Origin of the sequence: Silanimonas sp. (assembly GCF_027530345.1) — a bacterium.
GTDB lineage: Bacteria > Pseudomonadota > Gammaproteobacteria > Xanthomonadales > Xanthomonadaceae > Silanimonas.
Genome location: NZ_JAPZQK010000018.1, coordinates 186,151 through 207,942, shown reverse-complemented (window position 1 = coordinate 207,942; position 21,792 = coordinate 186,151). Strand labels below are relative to the sequence as shown.

Sequence of the window (21,792 nt, the reverse complement as noted above, 5' to 3'; positions counted from 1 at the left end):
CCCCCCATGCACCGTCTTCCTTTCCGTTCCCTCGATGGCCTGCTGCTGCTGGACAAGCCGGCTGGCCTGAGTTCGAACGCCGCGCTGCAGCGCGTCCGCAAGCATTTCCGTGCGGAGAAGGCCGGCCACACCGGCAGCCTCGATCCGCTCGCGACCGGCCTGCTGCCGATCTGCTTCGGCGAAGCCACCAAGGTGGCGGGACTGATGCTCGGCGCGCGCAAGTCCTACGAAACCGAGGCGCGGCTTGGCGTCGTCACCGACACCGATGATGCGGACGGCCAGGTGCTGCGTGAGCGCCCCGTGCCGCTGCTCGATGCGCATGCGGTCGAACGCGTGTTGAAGCGCTACATCGGCCGCATCGCCCAGCGTCCGCCCATCTATTCCGCCCTGAAGCAGGGTGGCGAGCCGCTCTACGCCAAGGCGCGCCGCGGCGAGATCGTCGAGGTCGCCGAGCGCGAGGTCGACGTCCATGCGCTCGAGCTGCTCTCGATCAACGGCGCGTCGCTGCGCCTGCGCATCACTTGCGGCTCGGGCACCTACGTGCGAAGCCTCGTGCGCGACATCGGCGAGGACCTCGGCTGCGGCGCGCATGTGGTCGCCCTGCGGCGCCTGTGGGCCGAGCCCTTCCGCACCCCGACGATGATCACGCTCGACGAGATCGAGGCCATCGACCGCAACAGCGAGCCGGGCCTTGCCGCCTTGGACAGCCTGCTGATGCCGGTGGAGTCCGCCCTCACGGACTGGCCGCGCCTGAACCTCAGCGACGCCGAAGTGCTGAAACTGGGTCACGGCCAGAGCCTGGCCGGCCTCGACGCCGCGAATGGCCTGATGGCTGCGTTCGCCCCGAGCGGGCGGGCGGTGGGGCTGGTCGAGGGCCGCGACGGCGTAGTGCACCCGCAGCGGCTGTTCCGCTGGGCCGCGGCCTCCTGAGCCTCGCACCGCGGGCGGATCGCCCCGGTGAGGCTTGAGCCTGAACGCGATTCGGGCGCTGCTGTGAAAACCTTGTTCAGAAGCCCGGTCGGGCTTACAATCCGCGCGCCTCATTCGAGGCATCCCCATGAAACCGGCGAAGACCGCGGTGCGTCCACGAGTGACGTTCCTGCGCCTTCCGCATCACGAGAACGTCCATGAGCATCGATTCCAACCAGATCATTTCCCAGTTCGCGCGCGGCGCCAACGACACCGGTTCGCCGGAAGTCCAGGTCGCCCTGCTGTCGGCCCGCATCGAGCAGCTGACGGAACACTTCAAGGCCCACAAGCAGGACCACCACAGCCGTCGCGGCCTGCTCAAGATGGTGAATACCCGCCGTCGCCTGCTGGCCTACCTGAAGGACAAGGACGTTGAGCGCTACAAGACGCTCATCGAGCGCCTCGGCCTCCGTCGTTAAGTGATACCCCGCGCGGCGCAGAAATGCGCCGCGCTGCTTTTCGGGGTTTGAAAACCCCACGCCGCGGCAACGCGGCAACCGAGCCAGGGGGCAGGGGCCCCCGGCCGGACTGAAACGAAAGACAACCAGAGAGCAGAACGTGGCGAAATATTCGAAGACCTTCCAGTACGGCCAGCACGAAGTGACGCTGGAAACGGGCGAGATCGCCCGCCAGGCCGGTGGCGCCGTCCTCGTCAAGATGGCGGACACCGTCGTCCTCGTGACCGTCGTCGGCAACAAGAACCTCCGTGAAGGCATGGACTTCTTCCCGCTGACCGTCGACTACCAGGAGAAGTTCTACGCCGGTGGCCGCATCCCGGGTGGCTTCTTCAAGCGCGAAGGCCGCCAGACCGAGCGTGAGACGCTGACCTCACGCCTGATCGACCGTCCGATCCGCCCCCTGTTCCCGGAAGGCTTCCGCCACGAAGTGCAGGTCATCGCGACCGTCGTCTCGCTGAACCCGGAAGTCGAGGGTGACATCCCGGCGATGATCGGCGCCTCGGCCGCGCTGGCCCTGTCGGGCATCCCGTTCTCGGGCCCGATCGGCGCCGCCAAGGTCGGTTACGCCAACGGCCAGTACATCCTCAACCCGACCACCACCCAGCTGAAGACCTCGGAGCTCGAGCTCGTCGTCGCCGGCACGGCCAACGCCGTGCTGATGGTGGAGTCGGAAGCCAAGCTGCTCTCCGAAGAAGTGATGCTCGGCGCCGTGACCTTCGGCCACAACGCCGGCCGCACGGTCATCAACGCCATCAACGAACTGGTCAAGGAAGCCGGCCAGAAGGATTGGGGCACCTGGGCCGCCCCGGCCCGCAACGAGGCCCTCGTGGCCGCGCTGAAGGCCGCCGTCGGCACGCGCCTTGCCGACGCCTTCAAGGTGACGGACAAGCTGCAGCGCCGCGACGCCATCGGCGCCCTGAAGAAGGACGTGATGGCCGCCCTCGCCCCGCAGATCGAAGCCAACGGCTGGTCGGCCGGTGAAGCCTCGAAGGAGTTCGGCGAGCTCGAGTACCAGACCATGCGCGACTCCGTGCTGACCACCAAGGTCCGCATCGACGGCCGTGCGCTCGACACCGTCCGCCCGATCACCGTCCGCGTCGGCGTGCTGCCGCGCGTCCACGGCTCGGCCCTGTTCACCCGCGGCGAGACGCAGGCCCTCGTGGTCGCCACCCTCGGCACCGCGCGCGACGGCCAGATCATCGACGCCGCCGAAGGCGAGTCGAAGGAACACTTCCTGTTCCACTACAACTTCCCGCCGTACTCGGTCGGTGAAGCCGGCCGCATGATGGGCCCGAAGCGTCGCGAGATCGGCCACGGCCGCCTCGCCAAGCGCGGCGTGCTCGCCGTCATGCCGGACATGGAGAGCTTCCCGTACACGATCCGCGCCGTCTCGGAGATCACCGAGTCGAACGGTTCGTCGTCGATGGCCTCGGTCTGCGGCTCGTCGCTCGCGATGATGGACGCCGGCATCCCGGTGAAGGCGCCGGTCGCGGGCATCGCGATGGGCCTGGTGAAGGAAGGCGACAACTTCGTCGTGCTGTCCGACATCCTCGGTGACGAGGACCACCTCGGCGACATGGACTTCAAGGTGGCCGGTTCGCAGACGGGTATTTCCGCCCTGCAGATGGACATCAAGATCGAAGGCATCACCGAGGAGATCATGAAGATCGCGCTGACGCAGGCCAAGGCCGGTCGTCTGCACATCCTCGGCGAGATGGCGAAGGGCCTCTCGGCCCCGCGCGCCGAGCTCTCGGACTACGCGCCGCGCCTGCTGACGATGAAGGTCCACCCGGACAAGATCCGCGAAGTGATCGGCAAGGGTGGCTCGACCATCCAGGCCATCACCAAGGAAACCGGCACGCAGATCGACATCAAGGACGACGGCACCATCGTCATCGCGTCGGTGAATGCCGCTGCCGCGCAGGCCGCGAAGGCGCGCATCGAGCAGATCACGTCGGACGTCGAGCCGGGCCGCATCTACGAAGGCAAGGTCGCCAAGATCATGGACTTCGGTGCGTTCGTGACGATCGCCCCCGGCAAGGACGGCCTGGTGCACATCTCGCAGATCTCGGACGAGCGCGTCGAGAAGGTCAGCGACAAGCTGAAGGAAGGCGACGTGGTGCAGGTCAAGGTGCTGGAAGTCGACAAGCAGGGCCGCATCCGCCTGTCGATCAAGGCCGTGGCCGAGGGCGAGGGCGTCTAAGCCTTCGCCTCACTGCCGAGCTGGAACGAAAAAACCCGCCGGAAGGCGGGTTTTTTCGTTATCGCGTCAGAAGGCGAGCTTCGCGGGCGACGCGCTTGAGTTCGGCCGCATCGATGGTGTTGTTTGCCTGAGAGGCCGCGAGTAGCAACGACGCCAGCTCGTCCAGCACGGCCACGATGCGGTCGCCGCGTGTGCCGGCGCCGTGCAAATGCAGCTGTGCGCAGCGGCCCATGCGATCACGGACGTGCAGCATCGTGCCATCGAGGTGATGGTACTGGTACGGTTCCAAGGATGCCGTGCGCAGCGCGCTGTCGAAGAGCTTCACGAAAACGTCGTTTTCGTTGGGTGGTAGCGTTGCCGAGCCGTTCCACGTCGGTCGCCCGAGAACGCTTTCCGTGGACGTGCGGTCCTGATGGTCGTACGTGCTGACGGTCCATCGTCGTCCATCGACCCCGAGCACGATCCTGTCGAAAAAGCTCGGGAAGATGAGAATCTCCCAAGTCGACGTGGGCGGCGGCATCAACTCATGCGTGAACTTGGGGAGCCCTGGTTCGGATACGTGGCAACTAAACATGCCCGACGCGTCGGCCTGCTCGCGCGCGATCCGGGCAGCAGCGTTCCTTTCACCAATCTGCCTCGCCCACTCGTTGGAAATCGGGCTGAGCGCGGGTACCGAGGCCAGCAGCATAGCCCCGAGTGCAATGCGCCGCGCATTGCCCCACGCGAATGGCAGAGGCTTCGCCACCCGAATCAGGCCGACGTCGACGCCGTCATCTCCACGCGATTCCGCCCACCCGCCTTGGCGATGTACAGCATGCGGTCCGACTCGTTGAGCGCGGCATGCATCGGCACCTTGGCGCTGCTGGCAGGCAGGCGGCAGACGCCGATGCTGGTGGTCAGCGAGAAGGTGCGGCCGTCGGGCAGCTCCACCGAGAGGGCGGCGATGCGCTCGCGAAGCGCCTCGAAGTAAGCGCGGCTGGAATCGGCATCGAGATCGCCCGCCAGCACCACGAACTCCTCGCCGCCGAAGCGGGCGACGACGTCCTCGGCACGCATGTGCGCCTGCAGTGCGCGAGCGACGGACTTGAGGGCGAGGTCGCCGCCGTCGTGGCCCCAGGTGTCATTGATCTTCTTGAAGTGATCGATGTCGAGCGTGGCCACGGCGCACTCGCGGCCCGCGGCATGCAGCGCATCGATGCGGCGCTCGGCGAGCTCGAAGAAATGGCGGCGGTTGGACAGGCCGGTGAGGAAATCCTTCGTCGCGAGATCTTGCAGCGTGCCGATGAGGTCGAGGTTGTCGACGTTCTGCGAGACGCGGCAGAAGAATTCCTCGCGCGAGAACGGCTTGTGCAGGAAGTCGTTGGCGCCGTTCTTCAGGAAGCGCGCCACGAGCTCCGGCTTGTTGGCGCCCGACACGCCGATGATCGCCATGCGGTCGCGCGCGTAACGTTCGCGCAGCTTGGCGCTGAGGTCGACGCCGGTGAGGCCGGGCATTTCGTGGTCGGTGATGACGAGGCGGATGCCCGGGTCCTGATCCACCGCAAGCAGGCCGTCCTCGCCACTGCTGGCCAGCAGCACGCGGAAGCCGTAGGACGACAGCAGCTCGGCGACCATCAATCGTGCCGACGGTGAGTCGTCGACGACGAGTGCGGCGATGCGGCGGTTGCGGTCCAGGCGCTGGGCCAGCCAAGCCAGGTACTCGAGGTGTCCGGGTGCGCTCTTGATGACGTAATCGACGACGCTGCGGCCGAGGATACGGTCACGCAATGCCTCGTCGTACTTGCTCGACACGACGACGATCGGCAGGCCGGTCTCGGCGAAGCGGTCGATGATGGCGTCCTGCGCGGCGTCGGGAAGGACCAGCCCGCTCAGCACGAGGAAGATGTCCGGGTTCGCGGCGAGTGCCGTTTCGGCTTCGGCCATCGTGCGCGCGAGGACGACCGGCAGCCCGGCGCGTTCCTCCATCGCTTCAGCCAGCATGCCGGCGTAACTGCGGGAGTTCTCGACGATGAGGACGCGTTGGGGCAGGGCGGCCATGGCGGGGGCTCCGTGATGTTGGGCCGAGCATCGCCCTTGGCCGGGCCTGCGGCAAGCCAAACGGTGTCAAGGCGCCGGGCGCAGCCACTCCAGCCGGTGCGAGGCGTGGTGCTCCCCAAGCATCCGGGCCAGCACCGGCAGGGCCGGGGCGAGCGCGGCGTCGAGCTTCCACGGCGGGTGGAACATCAGCATGCCGCTGCCGTTGAGCCGCAGCGGCGAATCGTCGGGGCGGACGAGGACCTCCGCGCACAGCAGGCCGCGCGGGGCGAGCAGGGTGGCCTGGCGGAAGAAGCCGTGCAGCGCCCGCCGCTGCTTGATCGGATACCAGACCGCCACGCCGCCGGTGGGCCAGCGTTCGAGCGCCGTGCCAACGGCCTCGAGGACGCGCGGGTACTCCGCTTCCTGGGCTTCGTAAGGCGGGTCGATGAGCACCAGGCCGCGCTTCTCCTTCGGCGGCAGCAGGGGCCGGGTGGCTTCGTAGCCGTCGCGCGCATGGGCGGCGGCGCGCGGATCGCCGGCGAGGTTCGCCTTCAGGGTCGCGGCTTCTTCCGGCTGGAGTTCGCAGGCGGCGAGGCGATCCTGTGGGCGCAGGGCGGCGAGGGCGATCCGCGGCGAACCGGGGTAGGCGCGGAGCCGTCCGTCGGGGTTCGAGCGGCCGACGACCTCGCACAGGCGCTGCACCGCCGCGGGCAGACCATGCCGGCCCCAGAGCCGACCGATGCCCGCCTGGCCTTCGCCCGTGCGTTCCGCCGCTTCGGCATCCAGGGCGTAGTGCCCGCGGCCGCCGTGGGTGTCGAGTACGAACACCGGGCTGTCCTTGGCGGTGAGCGCGTCGAGCCAGGCGAGCAGGGTGACGTGCTTCAGGACATCGGCGTGGTTGCCGGCGTGGAAGGCGTGGCGGTAGTTCATGGCGCGCAGTCTAGCGCTGTGCACCCGTGGCCCGCGCTAGCATGCGGACTTCCACACGGAGGGGGTTCCATGGCCAAGTTGTTCCGCTGGACGTTCCGCGGCGCGCTCCTGCTGCTGCTCGCAGTGACGTTGTTCGTTCTGCACAGCCTCTATTTCAAGCCGGTCAGCATCCGCATCTTCTACGAGCGGGTGTTCGCGGAATTCGCGCTCGAGAGCCCGCAGATCATCTCGAGCCTCGGCATGCTGCCGCCGTCCATCGACTGGACCGCCGACGAGCTGGACGACTATTCCCTCGCGAAGGGCGAGGAACAGATGGCCAAGCTGAAGGCCGACCTCGCCACTTTGCGCAGCTACGACCGCGCGGCGCTGGACGACGCCCTCAGCTACGACGTCCTCGAGGTGTTCCTGCAGACGCAGGCCGACGGCGAGCGCTTCCGCTTCCATGACTACCCGCTCAACCAGTTGTTCGGCATCCAGAGCAGCCTGCCGAGCTTCATGGCCTCGCAGCACCGCGTGGCCGGGCTCGCCGGCGCCGAGGCCTACGTGGCCCGCCTGCGCGAGATCCCGCGGGTGGCGGCGCAGGTGCGTGAGGGCATGGCCCAGCGCGAGCAGCTCGGCATCATTCCGCCCACCTTCGTGGTGGAGAAAGTGACGGCGGAAATGCAGGCCTTCGTCGCCACCGAGCCGAAGCAGAACATCCTCTATACCGCGCTGGCCGACAAGATGGCCAAGGCCGACGAGGCCATCGCCGAGGCCGAACAGCAGCGCCTGCTGGCGGACGCGGAAGCGGTGATCCGCGAGCAGGTTTACCCGGCCTACCAGGGCTGGATCGACGACTACGTGGCCCTGTTGCCGAAGACCACCGGCAACCACGGCGTCTGGGCCCTGCCGGACGGCGAGGCGTTCTACCAGCACCAGATCCGCGTGCACACCACCATCGACATGACGCCGGAACAGGTCCACGAACTCGGCCTGCGCGAGGTGGCGCGCATCGAAGGCGAGATGGACGCCATCCTCCAGGGCGAAGGCCTCGCCGTGGGCACGATCGGTGAGCGTGTGCGCACGATCGCTGCGCGCCCGGACCAGCTCTATCCCGACACCGACGAGGGACGCGCGCAGATCCTCGCTGACTACCAAGCGATGATCGACACCATCGACGCTGGTCTCGGCCCGCACTTCAACGTGCGCCCGACGCAGCCGGTGAAGGTGGAGCGCATCCCCGAGTTCAAGGAGAAAACCTCGCCGGGCGCCTACTACCAGCCGCCGGCGCTGGACGGTTCGCGTCCTGGCGTGTTCTACGCCAACTTGCGCAGCGTGCAGGAGATCCCGCGCTTCAGCATGCGCACGCTGGCCTATCACGAGGGTATTCCCGGGCATCACTTCCAGCTCGCGATCCAGCAGAAAATCCAGGGCGTGCCGACCTTCCGCAAGCTGCTGCCGTTCACCGCCTACTCGGAAGGCTGGGCGCTGTATTCCGAGAAGCTCGCTTCGGAGATCGGCTTCCAACCGACGCCGCTGGACGACCTCGGCCGCCTGCAGGCCGAGATGTTCCGCGCCGTCCGCCTCGTGGTCGATTCCGGCCTGCACCACAAGCGCTGGACGCGCGAGCAGGCGATCGACTACATGGTCGAGAAGACCGGTATGCCGCAGACGGATGTCGTCGCCGAGATCGAGCGCTACCTCGTGATGCCGGGGCAGGCGCTGGCCTACAAGGTCGGCATGAACACCATCGTCGAACTGCGCGACGAAGCGAAGCGCGAACTCGGCGAGGGCTTCGACCTCGCGGCCTTCCACGACGTGGTGCTGACGAACGGGTCGCTGCCGATGACCCTGCTGCAGCAGCAGGTTCGGGCCTGGATCGCGGCGGAGAAGGCGAAGGCCGGTGGCGTCGAGGCCGTGGCAGCGGGCTGATGGCGGTTCGCATCGTCCGCGGTGCGGAGGTCGGGCCGTTCCTCCCCGACCTCGCGCGCCTGCGCATCGGCGTGTTCCGCGAATGGCCCTACCTGTACGCGGGCAACGAGGCGTACGAGCGGGCCTACCTCGAGGTGTACGTCCGTTCGCCCGACAGCCTGTTCGTGCTGGCCATGGATGGCGGACGCATCGTTGGCGCGTCGAGCGGCCTGCCGCTGGCCGACGATGCCGAGGCCTTCCGCGCGCCGTTCGAGGCGGCAGGGATCGACATCGCGCGGGTGTTCTACTTCGGGGAATCGGTGTTGCTGCCCGAGTATCGCGGCCGCGGGCTCGGACACGCCTTCTTCGACGCGCGCGAAGCCCACGCGGCGGCGCTGGGGCGTTTCGACTGGACGGCGTTCTGCGCGGTGGACCGCGATACCTCCGATCCACGACGTACGCCGGACTATCGCGGCAACGAGGCGCTGTGGGGCAAGCGCGGCTACGTGCGTCGCGACGACCTGCGCTGCACGCTGGGCTGGCCGGAAGCCGAGGGTGGCCTCGACGTGGCGCACACGCTGACGTTCCGCTTGCGGCCGATCAGCCGAGCAAGCTGACGCCCGGCACCACCCACAGCGCGATCCCGGCGAGGGTGGCGCCGATGCTGGTGGCGGCGAGCACATCGCTCGGGTAATGCACGCCGAGGAACACGCGCGACACCGCGATGCTGGCGGTGAACGGAATCAGCCAAACGGCGAAGCCAGGATAGTGGGCCAGCGCGACGAGCGTGAAGCTGACGGCATGCAGCGTGTGCCCCGACGGGAAACTGAATTCGTCCAGCGGCGCCACCCAGGCCCGCACCGCCGGGTCGCGGTGGCAGGGGCGGGCGCGACGGAAGAAGCCCTTCATGCGCCGATAGAGGATGGCCGCGATGCCGCCGACCACGGCCATGTGCGCGGCGGCGTGCAGGCCTTCCTCGCCGCCGAAGACCGCCAGCACCGCCATCATCGCGTACCAGAACACGCCGTCGCCCAAGCGGCTGACGGCCTTGAAGTAGAGGCGCACGGCGCGGTACGTGCACCAGCCATTCAACTGCAGGCACCAGTGGTGTTCGCGTTGGACCAGGGCGGAGCGCGTCATCATCAGGCAGCCCTCTCGAGTGGGTTGGCGAGTTGGATGAGCAGATCGGCGAAGTCGCGCGAGACGCGGTCCGGCGACAGGCCCTCGACGGCCTCGCGGGCGGCTTGGCCCATCCCGATCCGCTGCGGGGAGAGGGCGACATCGAGGAAGCGCGCGAGGAAGGCCGTCTCGTCACCGAAGGCAAGCGCCGCGCCGTGCACACCGTTGCGGAGGTGCTCGCGCGCTGCACCGTAATCGAACGCGACCGTCGGCAGGCCCGAGGCCATGGCTTCAATCGTGACGTTGCCGAAGGTTTCCGAGAGGCTCGGGAAGCAGAACAGGTCGGCGGAGGCGAAGTGCGCGGCCAAGGCGTCGCCGCGCAAGGTGCCGGCGAAGATCACCTCGGGATGCTGTGCGGCGAGCGCCGGCCGTTCCGGACCGTCGCCGACCAGCACGAGCTTTGTCGTTGGCTTCTCGACCTTGAGGGCCTCGTAGCAGCGCATCAGCAGCGGCAGGTTCTTCTCCGGCGCGAGACGGCCGACGTGCACGATGGCGAGGTCATCCGGGCCGACGCCCCACTGTTCGCGGAGCGCGTCGGCGCGGAAGGCCGGGTGGAATCGCACGGTATCCACCGCCCGGCCGAGGCGGCGGGCGTGGCGGAAACCCTGCGCCGTCAGCTGTTCCACCAGCTCGCCCGTCGGCACGAGGGTGGCGTCGGCGCGGTTGTGGAAGCGGCGCAGCCAAGCGAACACCCAAGGCGCGAGGAATCCGGCGCCGTAGCGGCCCACGTAGTCGTCGAAGCGCGTGTGGAAGCCGGTGGCCACGGGGATGCGCAGCCGCTTCGCCGCGCGCAACGCCGACCAGCCCAACGGCCCTTCGGTGGCGATGTAGATCGCGTCCGGCCGTTGGCGCATCCAGCGCGCCGCCAGCTTCCGGCCGGCCGGCAGGCCGAAGCGCATGCCGGGATAGCGCGGGATCGGTGCGCCGTCCACGCGGAGCAATTCAGGGGAGCCATCGCAGAGCTCGCCCGGGCGGGCGGGGCGCACGAGGCCCACGTCGTGCCCGAGCGCCTTCAGCCCATCGTGCAGGGCCTGCACGGTGAGCGCCACGCCGTTGATCTCCGGCGGGTAGGTCTCGGTGACGAGTTCGAAGCGGCGGGCGGGGGCGGCAGTCGTGTCCATGCCGCGAGCCTGAAGGCGATGCGCGGCACGGCGGTGACATCGCGATGACGCTGGCGTGACGCGGCACCGGCAATCGGGTGTCACGTGAATTCAACGATGCGGTCACGCTTTTCCGCCAGTGTGCGCGCCCACTGCTCCGATCGGAGGTTGGCCCCCAATGGAGTTCCAGATGTCGTCGATCACCCCCTGCCGTCGCCCTCGCCACCTGCTCGCGCTCGCGGTCGCCGCTGCGCTCGCCCCGATGGCCGCTTCCGCCAATCCCGAGGTGCGCGATGACGCCGCCGTCCTCGACGCAGTGAACGTGGTCGGCACCGGCGAAACCCGCCAGGTGCAGGCGCTGGGTCGCGAGGAAATCGCCCGCCAGCCCGCCGGCAGCAGCGCGCTCAAGCTGCTCGGCAAGCTTCCCGGCGTGCACTTCACCTCGGCTGACCCGTGGGGCAACTACGAGTGGTCGACGCGCCTGAACATCCGCGGCTTCAACCAGAACCAGCTGGGCTTCACGTTGGATGGCATCCCGCTCGGCGACATGAGCTACGGCAACCACAACGGTCTGCACATCAGCCGCGCGCTGATCGCCGAGAACCTCGGTTTCGCCGAAGTCTCGCAGGGCAGCGGCGCGCTCGACACCGCGTCCTCGTCGAACCTCGGCGGCACGGTGCGCTTCGCGTCGCGTGGTCCGCAGGCCGAGCGCGGTGCGACGCTCGCGCAGACCGTCGGCAGCGACGACACGCTGCGCACCTTCGCGCGCTACGACACCGGTGACCTCGACGGCTTCTCGGCCTTCCTCTCGGGCGCCAAGCACGATGCCGAGAAATGGAAGGGCTACGGCGCGCAGGATTCGCGCCAGGTCAACGCGCAGGCCCGCTACGCCGACGAGGCCTGGAGCCTCGGCGCGCTCATCAACACCTCGCGTCGCAACGAGACCGACTACGCGGATCTGTCGCTGGAGTCGGCGCGCCGCCTCGGCATGGATTGGGACAACTACGCGCGTGACTGGACGCGCGCCATCCGCGCCGGCTTCGGCCAGTTCTCGGGCGGTGTGAACAGCCTGGACGACGCCTACTACCTGGGCCGTGGCCTCCGCGACGACAACCTCTATGCGCTGAACACCGACATCGCCATCGGCGACGGCGGCAGCTTCAAGGCGCAGGTCTATCGCCACACGAACGAAGGCCAGGGCCACTGGGTGACCCCGTACTCGCCGAGCTCGTCCACCCTGCCGCTGAGCCTTCGCACCACCGAGTACACCATCGATCGCGGCGGCCTCACGGCCGGCTTCGAGCTGCCGTTCGGCGTGCACACGCTGAGCTTCGGCCTGTGGCACGAGGACAGCGACCACAACCTGCAGCGCAACTTCTACTTCCTCAACGCCGACACCCCGCCGAACCGCGGCTACTTCTACCGCAGCCCGGACGTGCGGGTGTTCGAGCAGGATTTCGACAGCCGCACGCAGGTCTGGTACCTCAACGACCGCATCGCGCTGATGGATGGCCGCTTTACGATCGACGCCGGCTTCAAGGCGCTGGACGCCGAGATCGAAGCCGTGAGCCGTCGCGGCACGCGCGCGCAGGGTCGCATCGAAGCCAAGGACAGCTTCCTGCCGCAGCTGGGCCTGCGTTTCGAAGTGGCGCCGGGCTTCGAGCTGTTCGGCTCGTACGCGGAGAACATGGCGGCCTTCCGCGCTGGCGTGAATGGTCCGTTCTCGGCCAGCCAGACGGGCTTCAACGCCATCCGCGGCACGCTGCGCCCGGAGACCTCGACCACGTTCGAAGGCGGCCTGCGCTACGGCAATGAGGGCTTCCAGAGCTCGCTCACGCTGTATCGCGTGGACTTCGAAGACCGCCTGCTGACCATCTCGCAATGCGCCGGCATCGTCGGTTGCCCAAGCGTGCTGGCCAACGTCGGCGACGTCGAGACCTCGGGCGCCGAGGCGGCGATGGACTGGCGCCTCGGCGGTGGCTTCTCGCTGTTTGGTTCGCTGTCGTGGAATTCGTCGGAGTACGCCTCGAACTACCTCGACGGCACGACCCTGGTGCCGACCGACGGCAAGACCGTGGTCGACACGCCGGAGATGCTCGCCAACGTCGAACTGCGCTACGCCGCGGACGCCGTCGAGGCCCGCATCGGCATGAAGTACACCGACGAGCGCTTCATCACCTTCGTCAATGACTCGCGCGTGCCGGACTACTGGGTCACCGACGCGTCGGTGTCGTACCGCTTCGGCGACCTCGGCCTCGCCAAGGACCTGAAGGCCACGCTCAACGTCACCAACCTGTTCGACGAGGACTACTTCGCCAGCGTCGGCACCAACGGTTTCGTCGCTCGTGACCCGCAGGGCCTGAACTACACGCTGGTCACCGGCGCGCCGCGCCAGGTGTTCCTGACGCTCGAGGCCTCGTTCTGATGCGGCGCCTGCCGTCGGTGGCCCTGCGCCACCTCGGCTTGGCGCTCGCGCTCTGCCTTCCTCCGGTGGCCCTCGCGGCCCCGGAGGCAGGCAGCGCCAGCGCGCCCGCCCTGACCCGCATCGCCTTTGGTTCCTGCGCCGAGCAGCACAAACCGCAGCCGATCTGGACGGCGGTGCAGGCCGCCGACCCCGACCTCTTCCTGTTCCTCGGCGACAACGTCTACGGCGACACGCGGGATCGTGGCGAACTCGAGCAGGCTTACGCGGCGCTGGCCGCGCAGCCGGGCTTCCAGCGCCTGCGCGCGTCGACGCCGTTGATGGCGACGTGGGACGACCACGACTACGGCGAGAACGACGCGGGGGCCGAGTACCCGATGAAGGACGCCTCGCGCGAGGTCTTCTTCGACTTCTGGGGCGAACCGGCCGATTCACCCCGTCGAACGCACGAGGGCGTGTACACCAGTGCGATGTTCGGCCCACCGGGGCAGCGCGTGCAGGTGATCCTGCTCGACCTGCGCTGGAACCGCACGCCGATCGCACGCAACACGGCGTTCCCGGACGACGGAGCGCACGAACGCTGGGGCCGGCGCGAGGCGAGGGCAGGGCGTCCGGTACCGGGGCCTTACGCACGCGACCCGTCGCCGGAAGCGACCATGCTCGGCGAGGCGCAGTGGGCGTGGCTGGAGCGCCAGCTTCGCGAGCCGGCTGAGGTCCGACTGATCGGCTCCAGCCTTCAGGTGCTGGCGGACTTCCCGGGCTGGGAGGCGTGGGTGAACTACCCGCGCGACCAGGCGCGGCTGTTCCAGCTCATTCGCGACACCCGTGCCGAGGGCGTGGTGTTCCTCTCAGGGGACACGCACTACGGCGAACTCACGCGCCTCGATGCGAACGTGCCTTACCCGATGGTCGACCTGACCTCGAGCGGGCTCACCGAGGAATGGCACGTGCCGGTGCCCAACGCGCTCCGCGTCGGCGAGGCCTACCACCGGGCGAACTTCGGCCTCGTGGAGATCGAATGGGCCCGCCGCGAACTGCGACTGGGCCTTCGGGATGCCGACGGTGCGGTGCTGATCGACCAGCGCGTGCCGCTCTCGTCCTTGCGGGTTCGCTGAGGAGGCTCAGCCGCCGTCCAGCTCAAGACGCAGGCCGATGTCGCGCAGGTGCTCGCGCTCGGTGTCGAGGTCGGCGCGCGTCAACGGATGGGCGTCGAGCCAGCGCTTCGAGAGCTTCAACTGCAGTTCGCCGCTGCCCACCCGCAGGCGCAGGCCGGGGATCTTCCCGGCCTCGTGGGCGCGGTGCAGCAGCACCGCGAGCCGCAGCAGCATCGCGCAGCGCTGGGCCGCCGGTGCCAAGCGGTCGGGCAAGCCCTCGAAACTGGTGAGCCGCAGGGCGCGGCGCTGGTTGCGCACCAGCGTGGCCAGGAATTGCTGCTCGGTACGCGAGAAACCGGCGATGTCGGAGTTCTCGAGGATGTAGGCGCCGTGCACGTGGTACTGGCTGTGCGCGATGGCGAGGCCGAGCTCATGCAGGCGCGCGGCCCAGGCCAGCATCTGGCGGTCCGGCGCCTCGAGGCCCCAGTCCATCTCGACCTCGTCGAACAGCGCCAGCGCCGTCGCTTCCACGCGTTCCGCCTGCGCGGTATCGATCGCGTAGCGGGTCATCAGTGCCGCGACCGACTCTTCGCGCGGGTCGGCCTTTCCGCCACGGCCGACCATGTCGTGCAGCACGCCTTCGCGCATCGCCGCTTCGCTGACGTGCAGCTTGCGGATGTCGAGCGCTTCGAAGGCGGTGGCCAACACCAGCACGCCACCCGCGATCACCGGCTGGCGCTCCGCGCTGAGGCCGGGAAGCTTCAGGGTTTCGAGGGTGTCGAAGGCGAGCACGCGGTCGGTCAGGCCGGCCAGCGCGGTGTCGGTGATCAGGCCACCCTTCGAGAGCTTGAGCGCTTCGCAGATCTCGCCGATGGCCTTGATCGTGCCCGACGAGCCGAACGTTTCCTTCCAGCCCAATTGGCGATACAGCGCCGCGAACTGCTGGAACTCCGCGGCCATTTCGATCTGGGCGTCCTTCCAACGCTTGCGGCTCAGCTTGCCGTTGGCGAAGAAGCGCTTGGTGGTGGCCACGCAGCCCATCTGCAGGCTTTCGCGCTCGATCGGGGCCATGCCGTCGCCGATGATGAACTCGGTGGAGCCGCCGCCGATGTCGATGACGAGGCGTCGCGACTTGCCCGGCGGGTGGCCGTGCGCCACGCCGAGGTAGACGAGGCGTGCTTCCTCGCGGCCGGCCACCACTTCGATGCCGTGCCCGAGCGCGGTTTCGGCCGGCAGCAGGAAGCTCTGCGGATTGCGCATCTGCCGCACGGTGTTGGTGGCGATGGCGCGCACCTGCGCCGGCGGCACGCTGCGCAGCTTCTGGCCGAAGCGGGCGAGGCAATCCAACGCGCGGGCCACGACGTCCGGACGCAGGCCGCCGTTGACGTCGAGGCCTTCCGCGAGGCGCACCGTCTCCTTGATGCGGTCGACGATGCGCAGTTGGCCCAGCGTGTAGCGGGCGACGACGAGGTGGAAGCTGTTGGAGCCGAGGTCGACCGCTGCGAGGAGGTCGCCGTCCTGCAGGCTGCGGCGCGAGCTGTTCGGCATGTCAGTGGCAGAGCTTGGCGAGGAGGGACTGCTGGGCCGAGTGCGGCATGTCGTCGCCTTCCACCGCCACGCGCACGTAGCGGCCATCAGCCTGCAGCTGCCAGCTCTGCGTGTTGTCGGCCAGGTAGTTGGCGAGTTCCTCGTCGAACACGCGCTTCGAGAGCTTCGGATCGAGGATGGGGAAGCAGGTCTCGACGCGACGCAGCAGGTTGCGCTCCATCCAGTCGGCGCTCGAGCAGTAGAGCTGCGGCGATTCGTCGTTCTGGAACCAGTAGACGCGGCTGTGCTCGAGGAAGCGGCCGACCACCGAGCGCACGCGGATGTTCTCGGAGAGCCCCTTGACCCCGGGGCGCAGCGCGCAGGCGCCGCGGACGATGAGATCGATCTGCACCCCGGCCTGCGAGGCGGCGTAGAGCGCGCGGATGACGCCGGCCTCGTTGAGCGCGTTCATCTTGGCGATGATGCGCGCCGGCTTGCCCTCGCGGGCGTGCTGGGCTTCTCGCGCGATCTTCGCCAGCAGGCCACCGTGCAGGGTGAAGGGCGAGGTGAGCAGCTGCTTCAGCTTGAACGAGGGCGCAAGGCCGGAGAGTTGCTGGAACAGCGCGTGGACGTCGGCGCCGATCTCCTCGTTGGCCGTCATCAGGCCGATGTCGGTGTACGTGCGCGCGGTGCCGGCGTGGTAGTTGCCGGTGCCGAGGTGCACGTAGCGGCGCAGGCGCTGCCCTTCGCGACGGACGATCAGCATCATCTTGGCGTGCGTCTTGTAGCCGACCACGCCGTACAGCACCTGCACGCCGGCTTCCTGCAGCCGGTCGGCGAGGCGGAGGTTGGCCTCCTCGTCGAAGCGGGCGCGAAGCTCGACGACCACCGTCACGTCCTTGCCGTTGCGCGCGGCGGTGATCAGATGCTCGATCAGCGGGGAATCCTTGCCCACGCGGTACAGCGTCTGCTTGATGGCGAGTACGTCGGGGTCGTGCGCCGCGTGCGCCACCAGGTCGAGCACCGCGTTGAAGGTCTCGTACGGGTGGTGCATCAGGATGTCGCGTTCGCGCAGCTGGTCGAAGGGCGCATCGACGTCGAGCCGGGTGGGCCGCGGCGTGAACGGCGGCCACTTCAACTCCGGTCGGTCGACGAGGTCGATGACCTGGATGACGCGGTTGAGGTTCACCGGCCCGTTGATCCGGTAGACCGCATTCTCCGGCAGGGAGAAGTTCTGCAGCAGCACCTGCACGATCGTGGTCGGGCAGTTTTCGGCGATCTCCAGCCGCACCGCCGGCCGGAAGCCGCGTCCCACGAGTTCCTCGCGAACGGCATGCGCGATGTTCTCGACTTCCTCCTCGTCCACCACCAGTTCGGAGTTTCGCGTCACGCGGAACTGCCAGGCGCCCTTGACCTTCATGCCGGGGAAGATCTCGTCGACGAAGGCGGTCAGCACCGCGGAGAGCAGCACGAAGTCGTGGGGCGCGCCGGAGATCTCCGTCGGGATGTGGATGATGCGCGGCAGCGAGCGCGGCGCACGGACGATGGCCATGCCGCCGGCGCGGCCGAACGCGTCCTTGCCCTCGAGCACCACGACCACGTTGAGCGACTTGTTGAGGATGCGCGGGAAGGGATGTGCCGGATCGAGCCCCAGCGGCGACAGCACCGGCATGATCTCGTGCTCGAAGTATTCCTTCAGCCAGCGCTTCTGCTTCGCGCTCCAGGCGTCGCGCGGCAGGATGCGCACGCCTGCCTCGTTCAGGGCGGGGCGCAGCGTGTCGTTCCAGAACTCGTATTGCGCGTTGACCAGCGCGCTGGCCTCGTCGTGGATCTGGTTCAGCAGGGCGATGGGCGCCACGCCGTCAACGGTGGCCGTTGAACCGAACTGCACCGTCGTGCGCAGCGACGCGACGCGGATCTCGAAGAACTCGTCGAGGTTGGTACAGCTGATGCACAGGTAACGCAGGCGCTCCAGCAGCGGAATCGACGGATCTTCCGCTTGGGCGAGCACGCGACGGTTGAAGGCCAGCTGCGACAGCTCGCGGCTCAGGAACAGCTCTTGGTCGGGGAGGCCCGAGGTGCCGGTGGCGGCAACCGCGGCGGCGGGCTTTCGGGGCGACTTGGTGGGCACGGGGCGGCCTTGCGTGAACCAGACTCTGGATTGGAAACGACGCAGCCGCGGCTGGCAAGCCGTGGTGCGCGGCGGGCTCAGGCCTCGTCGGTGCCGCGCGCGCGCTCGACCACGGCTTCCGGCCCGAACACGCAGGCGAAGACGCTGCCTTTACCGACCTCGCTGCGGATGTCGAGCCGCCCCTGGTGCAGGTTCAGCACGTGCTTGACGATGGACAGGCCGAGGCCGGTGCCGCCGGTTTCGCGCGCCCGGCTGGTGGAAACGCGGTAGAAGCGTTCGGTCAGGCGCGGCAGGTGCTGCGCGGGGATGCCGTAGCCGCTGTCCTGCACGGCCAACATGACGCCGCCGTCGGCACTGCGTTCGAAGCGGACGTCGATGCGGCCGTCGACCGGGGTGTAGCGGACGGCGTTCGACACGAGGTTCGAAAAGGCGCTGTGCAGCTCGCGCGTCGATCCGAGCAGGTCGACGTTCGCGCTGTCCTCGACGTGGATGTGGTGCCGGCCCGCGGAGATCGCCTGGGCTTCGCGCTTCAGTGTCAGCAGCAGCGGCGCCATGGCGACCACCTCGCGGTGGGCCAGGGCCTCCTGGGCCTCCAGCCTCGAGAGCGTCAGGAGGTCTTCGACCAGCTGCGACATGCGCGCGGACTGCTTGCGCATCTCGTCGAGCATCGGGCCCAGCTCGGGGTAGTCGTCGGCGTCGAGGATGTCGAGGTAGCCGTGCACCACCGTCAGCGGCGTGCGCAACTCGTGCGAGACGTTGGCGACGAAGTCGCGGCGCAACTGCTCCAGCCGCAGCAGCTTGGTGACATCACGCACCACCAGCAGCCACTGCGAGGGGGAGTAGGGCAGCAGGCGCAGGCTCAGCCGCACGTTGGCGTCGAGCGGCGAGGCCTGGTCGAGCAAAGGCTCATCGGTCTGCCCGACATCAAGCCATGCCCGCACGGTCGCATCGGGGAACACTGCGCCCACGGTGCCCTCGCTGCCCTGCGGGCCGAGGCCCAGAAGCTCCCGAGCCTGCCGGTTGCACCAGTCGATGCGGCCGCTGTCGCGGTCGACGAGCAGCACCGCATCGGGCATGAGCGTGGCGGCGCGCCGGTAGCCGCGCACCAGCCCCAGCAGTCGCTTGGTGCGGGCGCGGCCTTCGTTCTGGCGGCGGTGGAGGAGCATTTCGAGGTCGTCCCAGAGGCCGCGGCCGTCGATGTCGCGCAGGCGGCGGCGTTGGTAGAGGCGGGCGAGCAGGCGGTGCAGGCGCCAGTAATGCCAGCCGAGGATGGCGAAGGCGGACAGCGCGACCGGGGGCCAGAAGGCGTCCAGCCACCAGCCCAGCAGGGCCGCGGCCGCGACGATCGCTACGAGGCGGGCGACCGACGCGCGCCAAGCGCGGCGCAGCAGGGCCCCGATGGTCATGCTGCGCGCGCGTCCGTCACGTCGTTTCCGAGAACCGGTAGCCGCTGCCACGGACGGTCTGGACCATGCCGTCCAGCTGGTTCGGCTCCAGCGCCTTGCGGAGCCGGCGGATGTGCACGTCCACGGTGCGCTCTTCGACGTACACGTTCCCGCCCCACACATGGTCCAGGAGCTGCGCACGGGTGTACACGCGGTCGGCGTGGGTCATGAAGAAGTGCAGAAGCCGGTATTCCGTCGGGCCAACGTGGATGGATTCGTCGCCGGCGTAGACGCGGTGCGCCGCGCCGTCGATGCGCAGGCGGCCGATCTGCACGCTGCCGTCGGCCTCGTCCTCGCGCGAACGGCGCATCACGGCCTTGATGCGAGCCAGGAGTTCGCGGGCCGAGAAGGGCTTCACCACGTAGTCGTCGACACCCGACTCGAGGCCGGAGACGCGGTCGTTCTCTTCGCCGCGGGCGGTGAGCATGATGATCGGCACGTCGCGGGTGAGCTCGTCCTTGCGCCAGCGGCGGGCGAGGTCGAGTCCCGAGGTGCCCGGCAGCATCCAGTCCAGCAGGATCAGGTCGGGCACGCGCTCGACGATGGCGGTCTGCGCCTCGCGGGCGTCACCGGCGTGCACCGGTTCGTATTCGCCCTTGCGGAGGGCGAAGGCCACCATGTCACGGATGGCGGGCTCGTCGTCGACGATGAGGATGCGCTTCTGCACGGGATGTCCAGGCCATGGGGTCAGGGCGCCAGTAGATAAAACTTTTGTGACGCGACCATGACGACTGAAAGGGAATCGTCACAGCGCCGGCGCGGCTTGTCGAGCCCTCGCGGCCCGGGCGGGCGGGCCTCGGCGTCCGGTCAGGACCGCTCGCGGGCCTGGTCTTCGGGCCGCAGCCCCGCGCGGCGCATCTCCAGCACCACCGGCATGATCTCGGCCATGCGGGCTTCGACGCGGGCGCGCTGCACGTAGTCGACGTCGTCGCGTTGCTTGAGGCTGTCGAACTGCTTGAGGGCGTCCTCTGCGCGGCCGGCGAGGAATGCGGCCTCGGCGTGCGCCTCGACGGCCCGGTTGGCGTCGCCGGCGAGCTCGCTGGCCCGGGCGAAGCTGCGTTGCAGCAGCAGGTCGCCGCTGGCGGCGGCCAGCAGCGGGCGAAGCAGGGCCTGGGCGCGTCGGGCGGAGCCGGCATCCCCGCGCTCATTCAGGGTCTCGGCATAGCTCAGGGTGATCGCCCGGTGCTGCGGGTTATCCGCCAGCAGTCCCTCGTAGTGGCGGGTGGCCTCGACCGGCCGGCCCGCCTTGTGCAGGGCCTCCGCGCTGGCGAGCCGCAACCAGAGGTTGGTCGGGTCGACGGCCAACAGCCGCTCAAGGCGGGTGACGGCGTCGCTCGCGTGGCCTGCGCGAAGCATCGCCAAGGCGTGGCCGTAGGCAACCTCGGGGCGGGGCGCGGTGACGGGATTCTTCTCGTACTCGGCGACGGCGTCGCGCGCGGTGGGGGCCGTCAGCACGCGCAGGCGCTCACGGGCCCAATGGAACTCGCTGGGCCGCGCGTTCGCGGCACTCGGCAAGGGGCGCAGGGCGGCCGGCAGCAGCAGGTGGCCTTCGTCACGGACGGCGGCGTCCCGCCAGGGGGCCTGTTTGGCCATGGCCGCCGCGCGGTCGCGCGCCTCGGCGATACGCGTGGTCGTCACGGGGTGGGTGCGCAGGTATTCCGGGGCCTGCCAGCCCCCCGTGTTGCCTCGCGAGGCGCGTTCCATCCGGCCGAAGAAATCGGCGATGCCCAGCGGATCGAAGCCGGCACGCGACAGCGTCTCGATGCCGATGCGGTCGGCTTCCGATTCGTTGCTGCGGGTGTAGTTGATCTGCATCTGCGCCATCAGCGCCTGTGCGCCGACCACGGCGGCTTGCATGGCGTCGTCGGAAGAGCGCGAGTTGCTCTGCGACGCCGCCGCCAGCGCGCCGATCATCGCCAGCATGGTCGGCAGCTGCATCTGCTGCGACTTTTCGGCGGACCGCAGCACGTGCCGCTGGGTGACGTGCGCCACTTCGTGGGCGAGCACGCCGGCCACCTCGTCCTCGCGCTCGGCCGTGAGCACGAGGCCGGCATTCATGCCAATCAGGCCGCCGAGGGTGGCGAAGGCGTTGATGCGGCGGTCGCGCATCATGAAGAAGGTGTAGCCATGGTCTGGCTCGCCGCTCGATGCCGCCACGCGGAAGCCCAAGCCCTGCAGCCAGCCTTCGATCAGGGGATCGGCGACGAGCAGGTCCTGCCGGCGCAACTCGCGCATCAGCATCGCGCCGTAGCGCGCCTCGTCGGCCGGCGTGATCAGGCTGGCGGCGGAGGAGCCCATCTGCGGGAGTGCCTCCGGCCGCGACTGCGCGTCGGCGGCAGGGCCGGGGAACAGCGCGAGGGCGAGGGCGGCGGGGAGGGCGAGCAGGGGCGTGATGCGCATCGTCGGAGCATGCCGAAAGGGGGGCGGC

At 68.9% G+C, this 21,792-nt stretch carries 17 protein-coding genes; 7 read left to right on the top strand and 10 right to left on the bottom strand.

The window, feature by feature from the left end; all coding sequences use genetic code 11:
• Positions 1-6: 6 nt before the first annotated feature.
• The 3 genes from truB to pnp all read left to right on the top strand — a co-directional run bounded on the left by truB (position 7) and on the right by pnp (position 3,630).
• Positions 7-930 (top strand): tRNA pseudouridine(55) synthase TruB, encoded by a 924-nt coding sequence (gene truB, locus O9255_RS10085; RefSeq protein ID WP_297866721.1) that lies wholly within the window; start codon positions 7-9, stop codon positions 928-930.
• Positions 931-1,127: 197 nt separating this feature from the next.
• On the top strand, positions 1,128-1,388 hold the full coding sequence (rpsO, locus tag O9255_RS10080; RefSeq protein ID WP_297866720.1) for a 30S ribosomal protein S15: 261 nt from the start codon (positions 1,128-1,130) through the stop codon (positions 1,386-1,388).
• A gap of 139 nt (positions 1,389-1,527) precedes the next feature.
• Positions 1,528-3,630 carry a polyribonucleotide nucleotidyltransferase gene (pnp, locus tag O9255_RS10075; protein ID WP_297866719.1) on the top strand — a complete coding sequence of 701 codons (2,103 nt, stop codon included), beginning with the start codon at positions 1,528-1,530 and terminating at the stop codon, positions 3,628-3,630.
• A gap of 58 nt (positions 3,631-3,688) precedes the next feature.
• On the opposite strand, the gene O9255_RS10070 is transcribed toward pnp, so the two are convergent.
• The 3 genes from O9255_RS10070 to rlmJ all read right to left on the bottom strand — a co-directional run bounded on the left by O9255_RS10070 (position 3,689) and on the right by rlmJ (position 6,576).
• Positions 3,689-4,318, bottom strand: coding sequence for a hypothetical protein (locus tag O9255_RS10070; protein ID WP_297866718.1), 630 nt, complete (start codon positions 4,316-4,318; stop codon positions 3,689-3,691).
• 62 nt (positions 4,319-4,380) lie between these two features.
• Positions 4,381-5,667 carry a diguanylate cyclase gene (locus tag O9255_RS10065; RefSeq protein WP_297866717.1) on the bottom strand — a complete coding sequence of 429 codons (1,287 nt, stop codon included), beginning with the start codon at positions 5,665-5,667 and terminating at the stop codon, positions 4,381-4,383.
• Between the two features lie 66 nt (positions 5,668-5,733).
• Positions 5,734-6,576: a 23S rRNA (adenine(2030)-N(6))-methyltransferase RlmJ gene (gene rlmJ, locus O9255_RS10060; protein WP_297866716.1), complete on the bottom strand. Its 843-nt coding sequence runs from the start codon at positions 6,574-6,576 to the stop codon at positions 5,734-5,736.
• A 69-nt stretch (positions 6,577-6,645) separates the two neighbouring features.
• Here rlmJ and O9255_RS10055 point away from each other — a divergent pair, with 69 nt between their 5' ends.
• Together O9255_RS10055 and O9255_RS10050 are read left to right on the top strand one after the other, a co-directional pair.
• Complete coding sequence (locus O9255_RS10055) at positions 6,646-8,487, top strand: DUF885 domain-containing protein (protein ID WP_297866715.1); 1,842 nt, start codon at positions 6,646-6,648, stop codon at positions 8,485-8,487.
• Positions 8,487-9,083 (top strand): GNAT family N-acetyltransferase, encoded by a 597-nt coding sequence (locus O9255_RS10050; protein WP_297866714.1) that lies wholly within the window; start codon positions 8,487-8,489, stop codon positions 9,081-9,083. The genes O9255_RS10055 and O9255_RS10050 overlap by 1 nt, the downstream gene beginning before the upstream one ends.
• On the opposite strand, the gene O9255_RS10045 is transcribed toward O9255_RS10050, so the two are convergent.
• Positions 9,067-9,612, bottom strand: coding sequence for a phosphatase PAP2 family protein (locus O9255_RS10045; RefSeq protein ID WP_297866818.1), 546 nt, complete (start codon positions 9,610-9,612; stop codon positions 9,067-9,069). The genes O9255_RS10050 and O9255_RS10045 overlap by 17 nt on opposite strands.
• Complete coding sequence (locus O9255_RS10040; protein WP_297866713.1) at positions 9,609-10,766, bottom strand: glycosyltransferase family 1 protein; 1,158 nt, start codon at positions 10,764-10,766, stop codon at positions 9,609-9,611. The genes O9255_RS10045 and O9255_RS10040 overlap by 4 nt, the downstream gene beginning before the upstream one ends.
• A 169-nt stretch (positions 10,767-10,935) precedes the next feature.
• On the opposite strand from O9255_RS10040, the gene O9255_RS10035 reads away from it, so the two are divergent.
• Both O9255_RS10035 and O9255_RS10030 read left to right on the top strand, forming a co-directional pair.
• On the top strand, positions 10,936-13,170 hold the full coding sequence (locus O9255_RS10035) for a TonB-dependent receptor (RefSeq protein WP_297866712.1): 2,235 nt from the start codon (positions 10,936-10,938) through the stop codon (positions 13,168-13,170).
• Entirely contained in the window at positions 13,170-14,282 is a 1,113-nt protein-coding gene (locus tag O9255_RS10030) for an alkaline phosphatase D family protein (RefSeq protein WP_297866711.1), read from the top strand. The genes O9255_RS10035 and O9255_RS10030 overlap by 1 nt, the downstream gene beginning before the upstream one ends.
• 6 nt (positions 14,283-14,288) lie before the next feature.
• Here O9255_RS10030 and ppx read toward each other — a convergent pair whose 3' ends face one another.
• The 5 genes from ppx to O9255_RS10005 all read right to left on the bottom strand — a co-directional run bounded on the left by ppx (position 14,289) and on the right by O9255_RS10005 (position 21,764).
• Positions 14,289-15,809 (bottom strand): exopolyphosphatase, encoded by a 1,521-nt coding sequence (gene ppx, locus O9255_RS10025; RefSeq protein ID WP_297866710.1) that lies wholly within the window; start codon positions 15,807-15,809, stop codon positions 14,289-14,291.
• Position 15,810: 1 nt separating this feature from the next.
• Positions 15,811-17,919, bottom strand: coding sequence for a polyphosphate kinase 1 (gene ppk1, locus O9255_RS10020; protein ID WP_297866709.1), 2,109 nt, complete (start codon positions 17,917-17,919; stop codon positions 15,811-15,813).
• A gap of 77 nt (positions 17,920-17,996) precedes the next feature.
• Positions 17,997-19,319 (bottom strand): phosphate regulon sensor histidine kinase PhoR, encoded by a 1,323-nt coding sequence (gene phoR / locus O9255_RS10015; RefSeq protein WP_297866817.1) that lies wholly within the window; start codon positions 19,317-19,319, stop codon positions 17,997-17,999.
• Between the two features lie 22 nt (positions 19,320-19,341).
• Entirely contained in the window at positions 19,342-20,031 is a 690-nt protein-coding gene (gene phoB, locus O9255_RS10010; protein ID WP_297866708.1) for a phosphate regulon transcriptional regulator PhoB, read from the bottom strand.
• A 140-nt stretch (positions 20,032-20,171) separates the two neighbouring features.
• Positions 20,172-21,764, bottom strand: coding sequence for a M48 family metalloprotease (locus O9255_RS10005; RefSeq protein WP_297866707.1), 1,593 nt, complete (start codon positions 21,762-21,764; stop codon positions 20,172-20,174).
• Positions 21,765-21,792: the final 28 nt, after the last annotated feature.

What these genes read in the sequence shown, in the direction of transcription:
- O9255_RS10050 (WP_297866714.1), top strand. Translation starts at nt 8,487, where the DNA reads ATGGCGGTTCGCATCGTCCGCGGTGCGGAGGTCGGGCCGTTCCTCCCC.
- rlmJ (WP_297866716.1), bottom strand. Translation starts at nt 6,576, where the DNA reads ATGAACTACCGCCACGCCTTCCACGCCGGCAACCACGCCGATGTCCTG.
- O9255_RS10030 (WP_297866711.1), top strand. Translation starts at nt 13,170, where the DNA reads ATGCGGCGCCTGCCGTCGGTGGCCCTGCGCCACCTCGGCTTGGCGCTC.
- O9255_RS10005 (WP_297866707.1), bottom strand. Translation starts at nt 21,764, where the DNA reads ATGCGCATCACGCCCCTGCTCGCCCTCCCCGCCGCCCTCGCCCTCGCG.
- rpsO (WP_297866720.1), top strand. Translation starts at nt 1,128, where the DNA reads ATGAGCATCGATTCCAACCAGATCATTTCCCAGTTCGCGCGCGGCGCC.
- ppx (WP_297866710.1), bottom strand. Translation starts at nt 15,809, where the DNA reads ATGCCGAACAGCTCGCGCCGCAGCCTGCAGGACGGCGACCTCCTCGCA.
- truB (WP_297866721.1), top strand. Translation starts at nt 7, where the DNA reads ATGCACCGTCTTCCTTTCCGTTCCCTCGATGGCCTGCTGCTGCTGGAC.
- O9255_RS10070 (WP_297866718.1), bottom strand. Translation starts at nt 4,318, where the DNA reads ATGCTGCTGGCCTCGGTACCCGCGCTCAGCCCGATTTCCAACGAGTGG.
- O9255_RS10065 (WP_297866717.1), bottom strand. Translation starts at nt 5,667, where the DNA reads ATGGCCGCCCTGCCCCAACGCGTCCTCATCGTCGAGAACTCCCGCAGT.
- O9255_RS10040 (WP_297866713.1), bottom strand. Translation starts at nt 10,766, where the DNA reads ATGGACACGACTGCCGCCCCCGCCCGCCGCTTCGAACTCGTCACCGAG.
- O9255_RS10035 (WP_297866712.1), top strand. Translation starts at nt 10,936, where the DNA reads ATGTCGTCGATCACCCCCTGCCGTCGCCCTCGCCACCTGCTCGCGCTC.
- O9255_RS10055 (WP_297866715.1), top strand. Translation starts at nt 6,646, where the DNA reads ATGGCCAAGTTGTTCCGCTGGACGTTCCGCGGCGCGCTCCTGCTGCTG.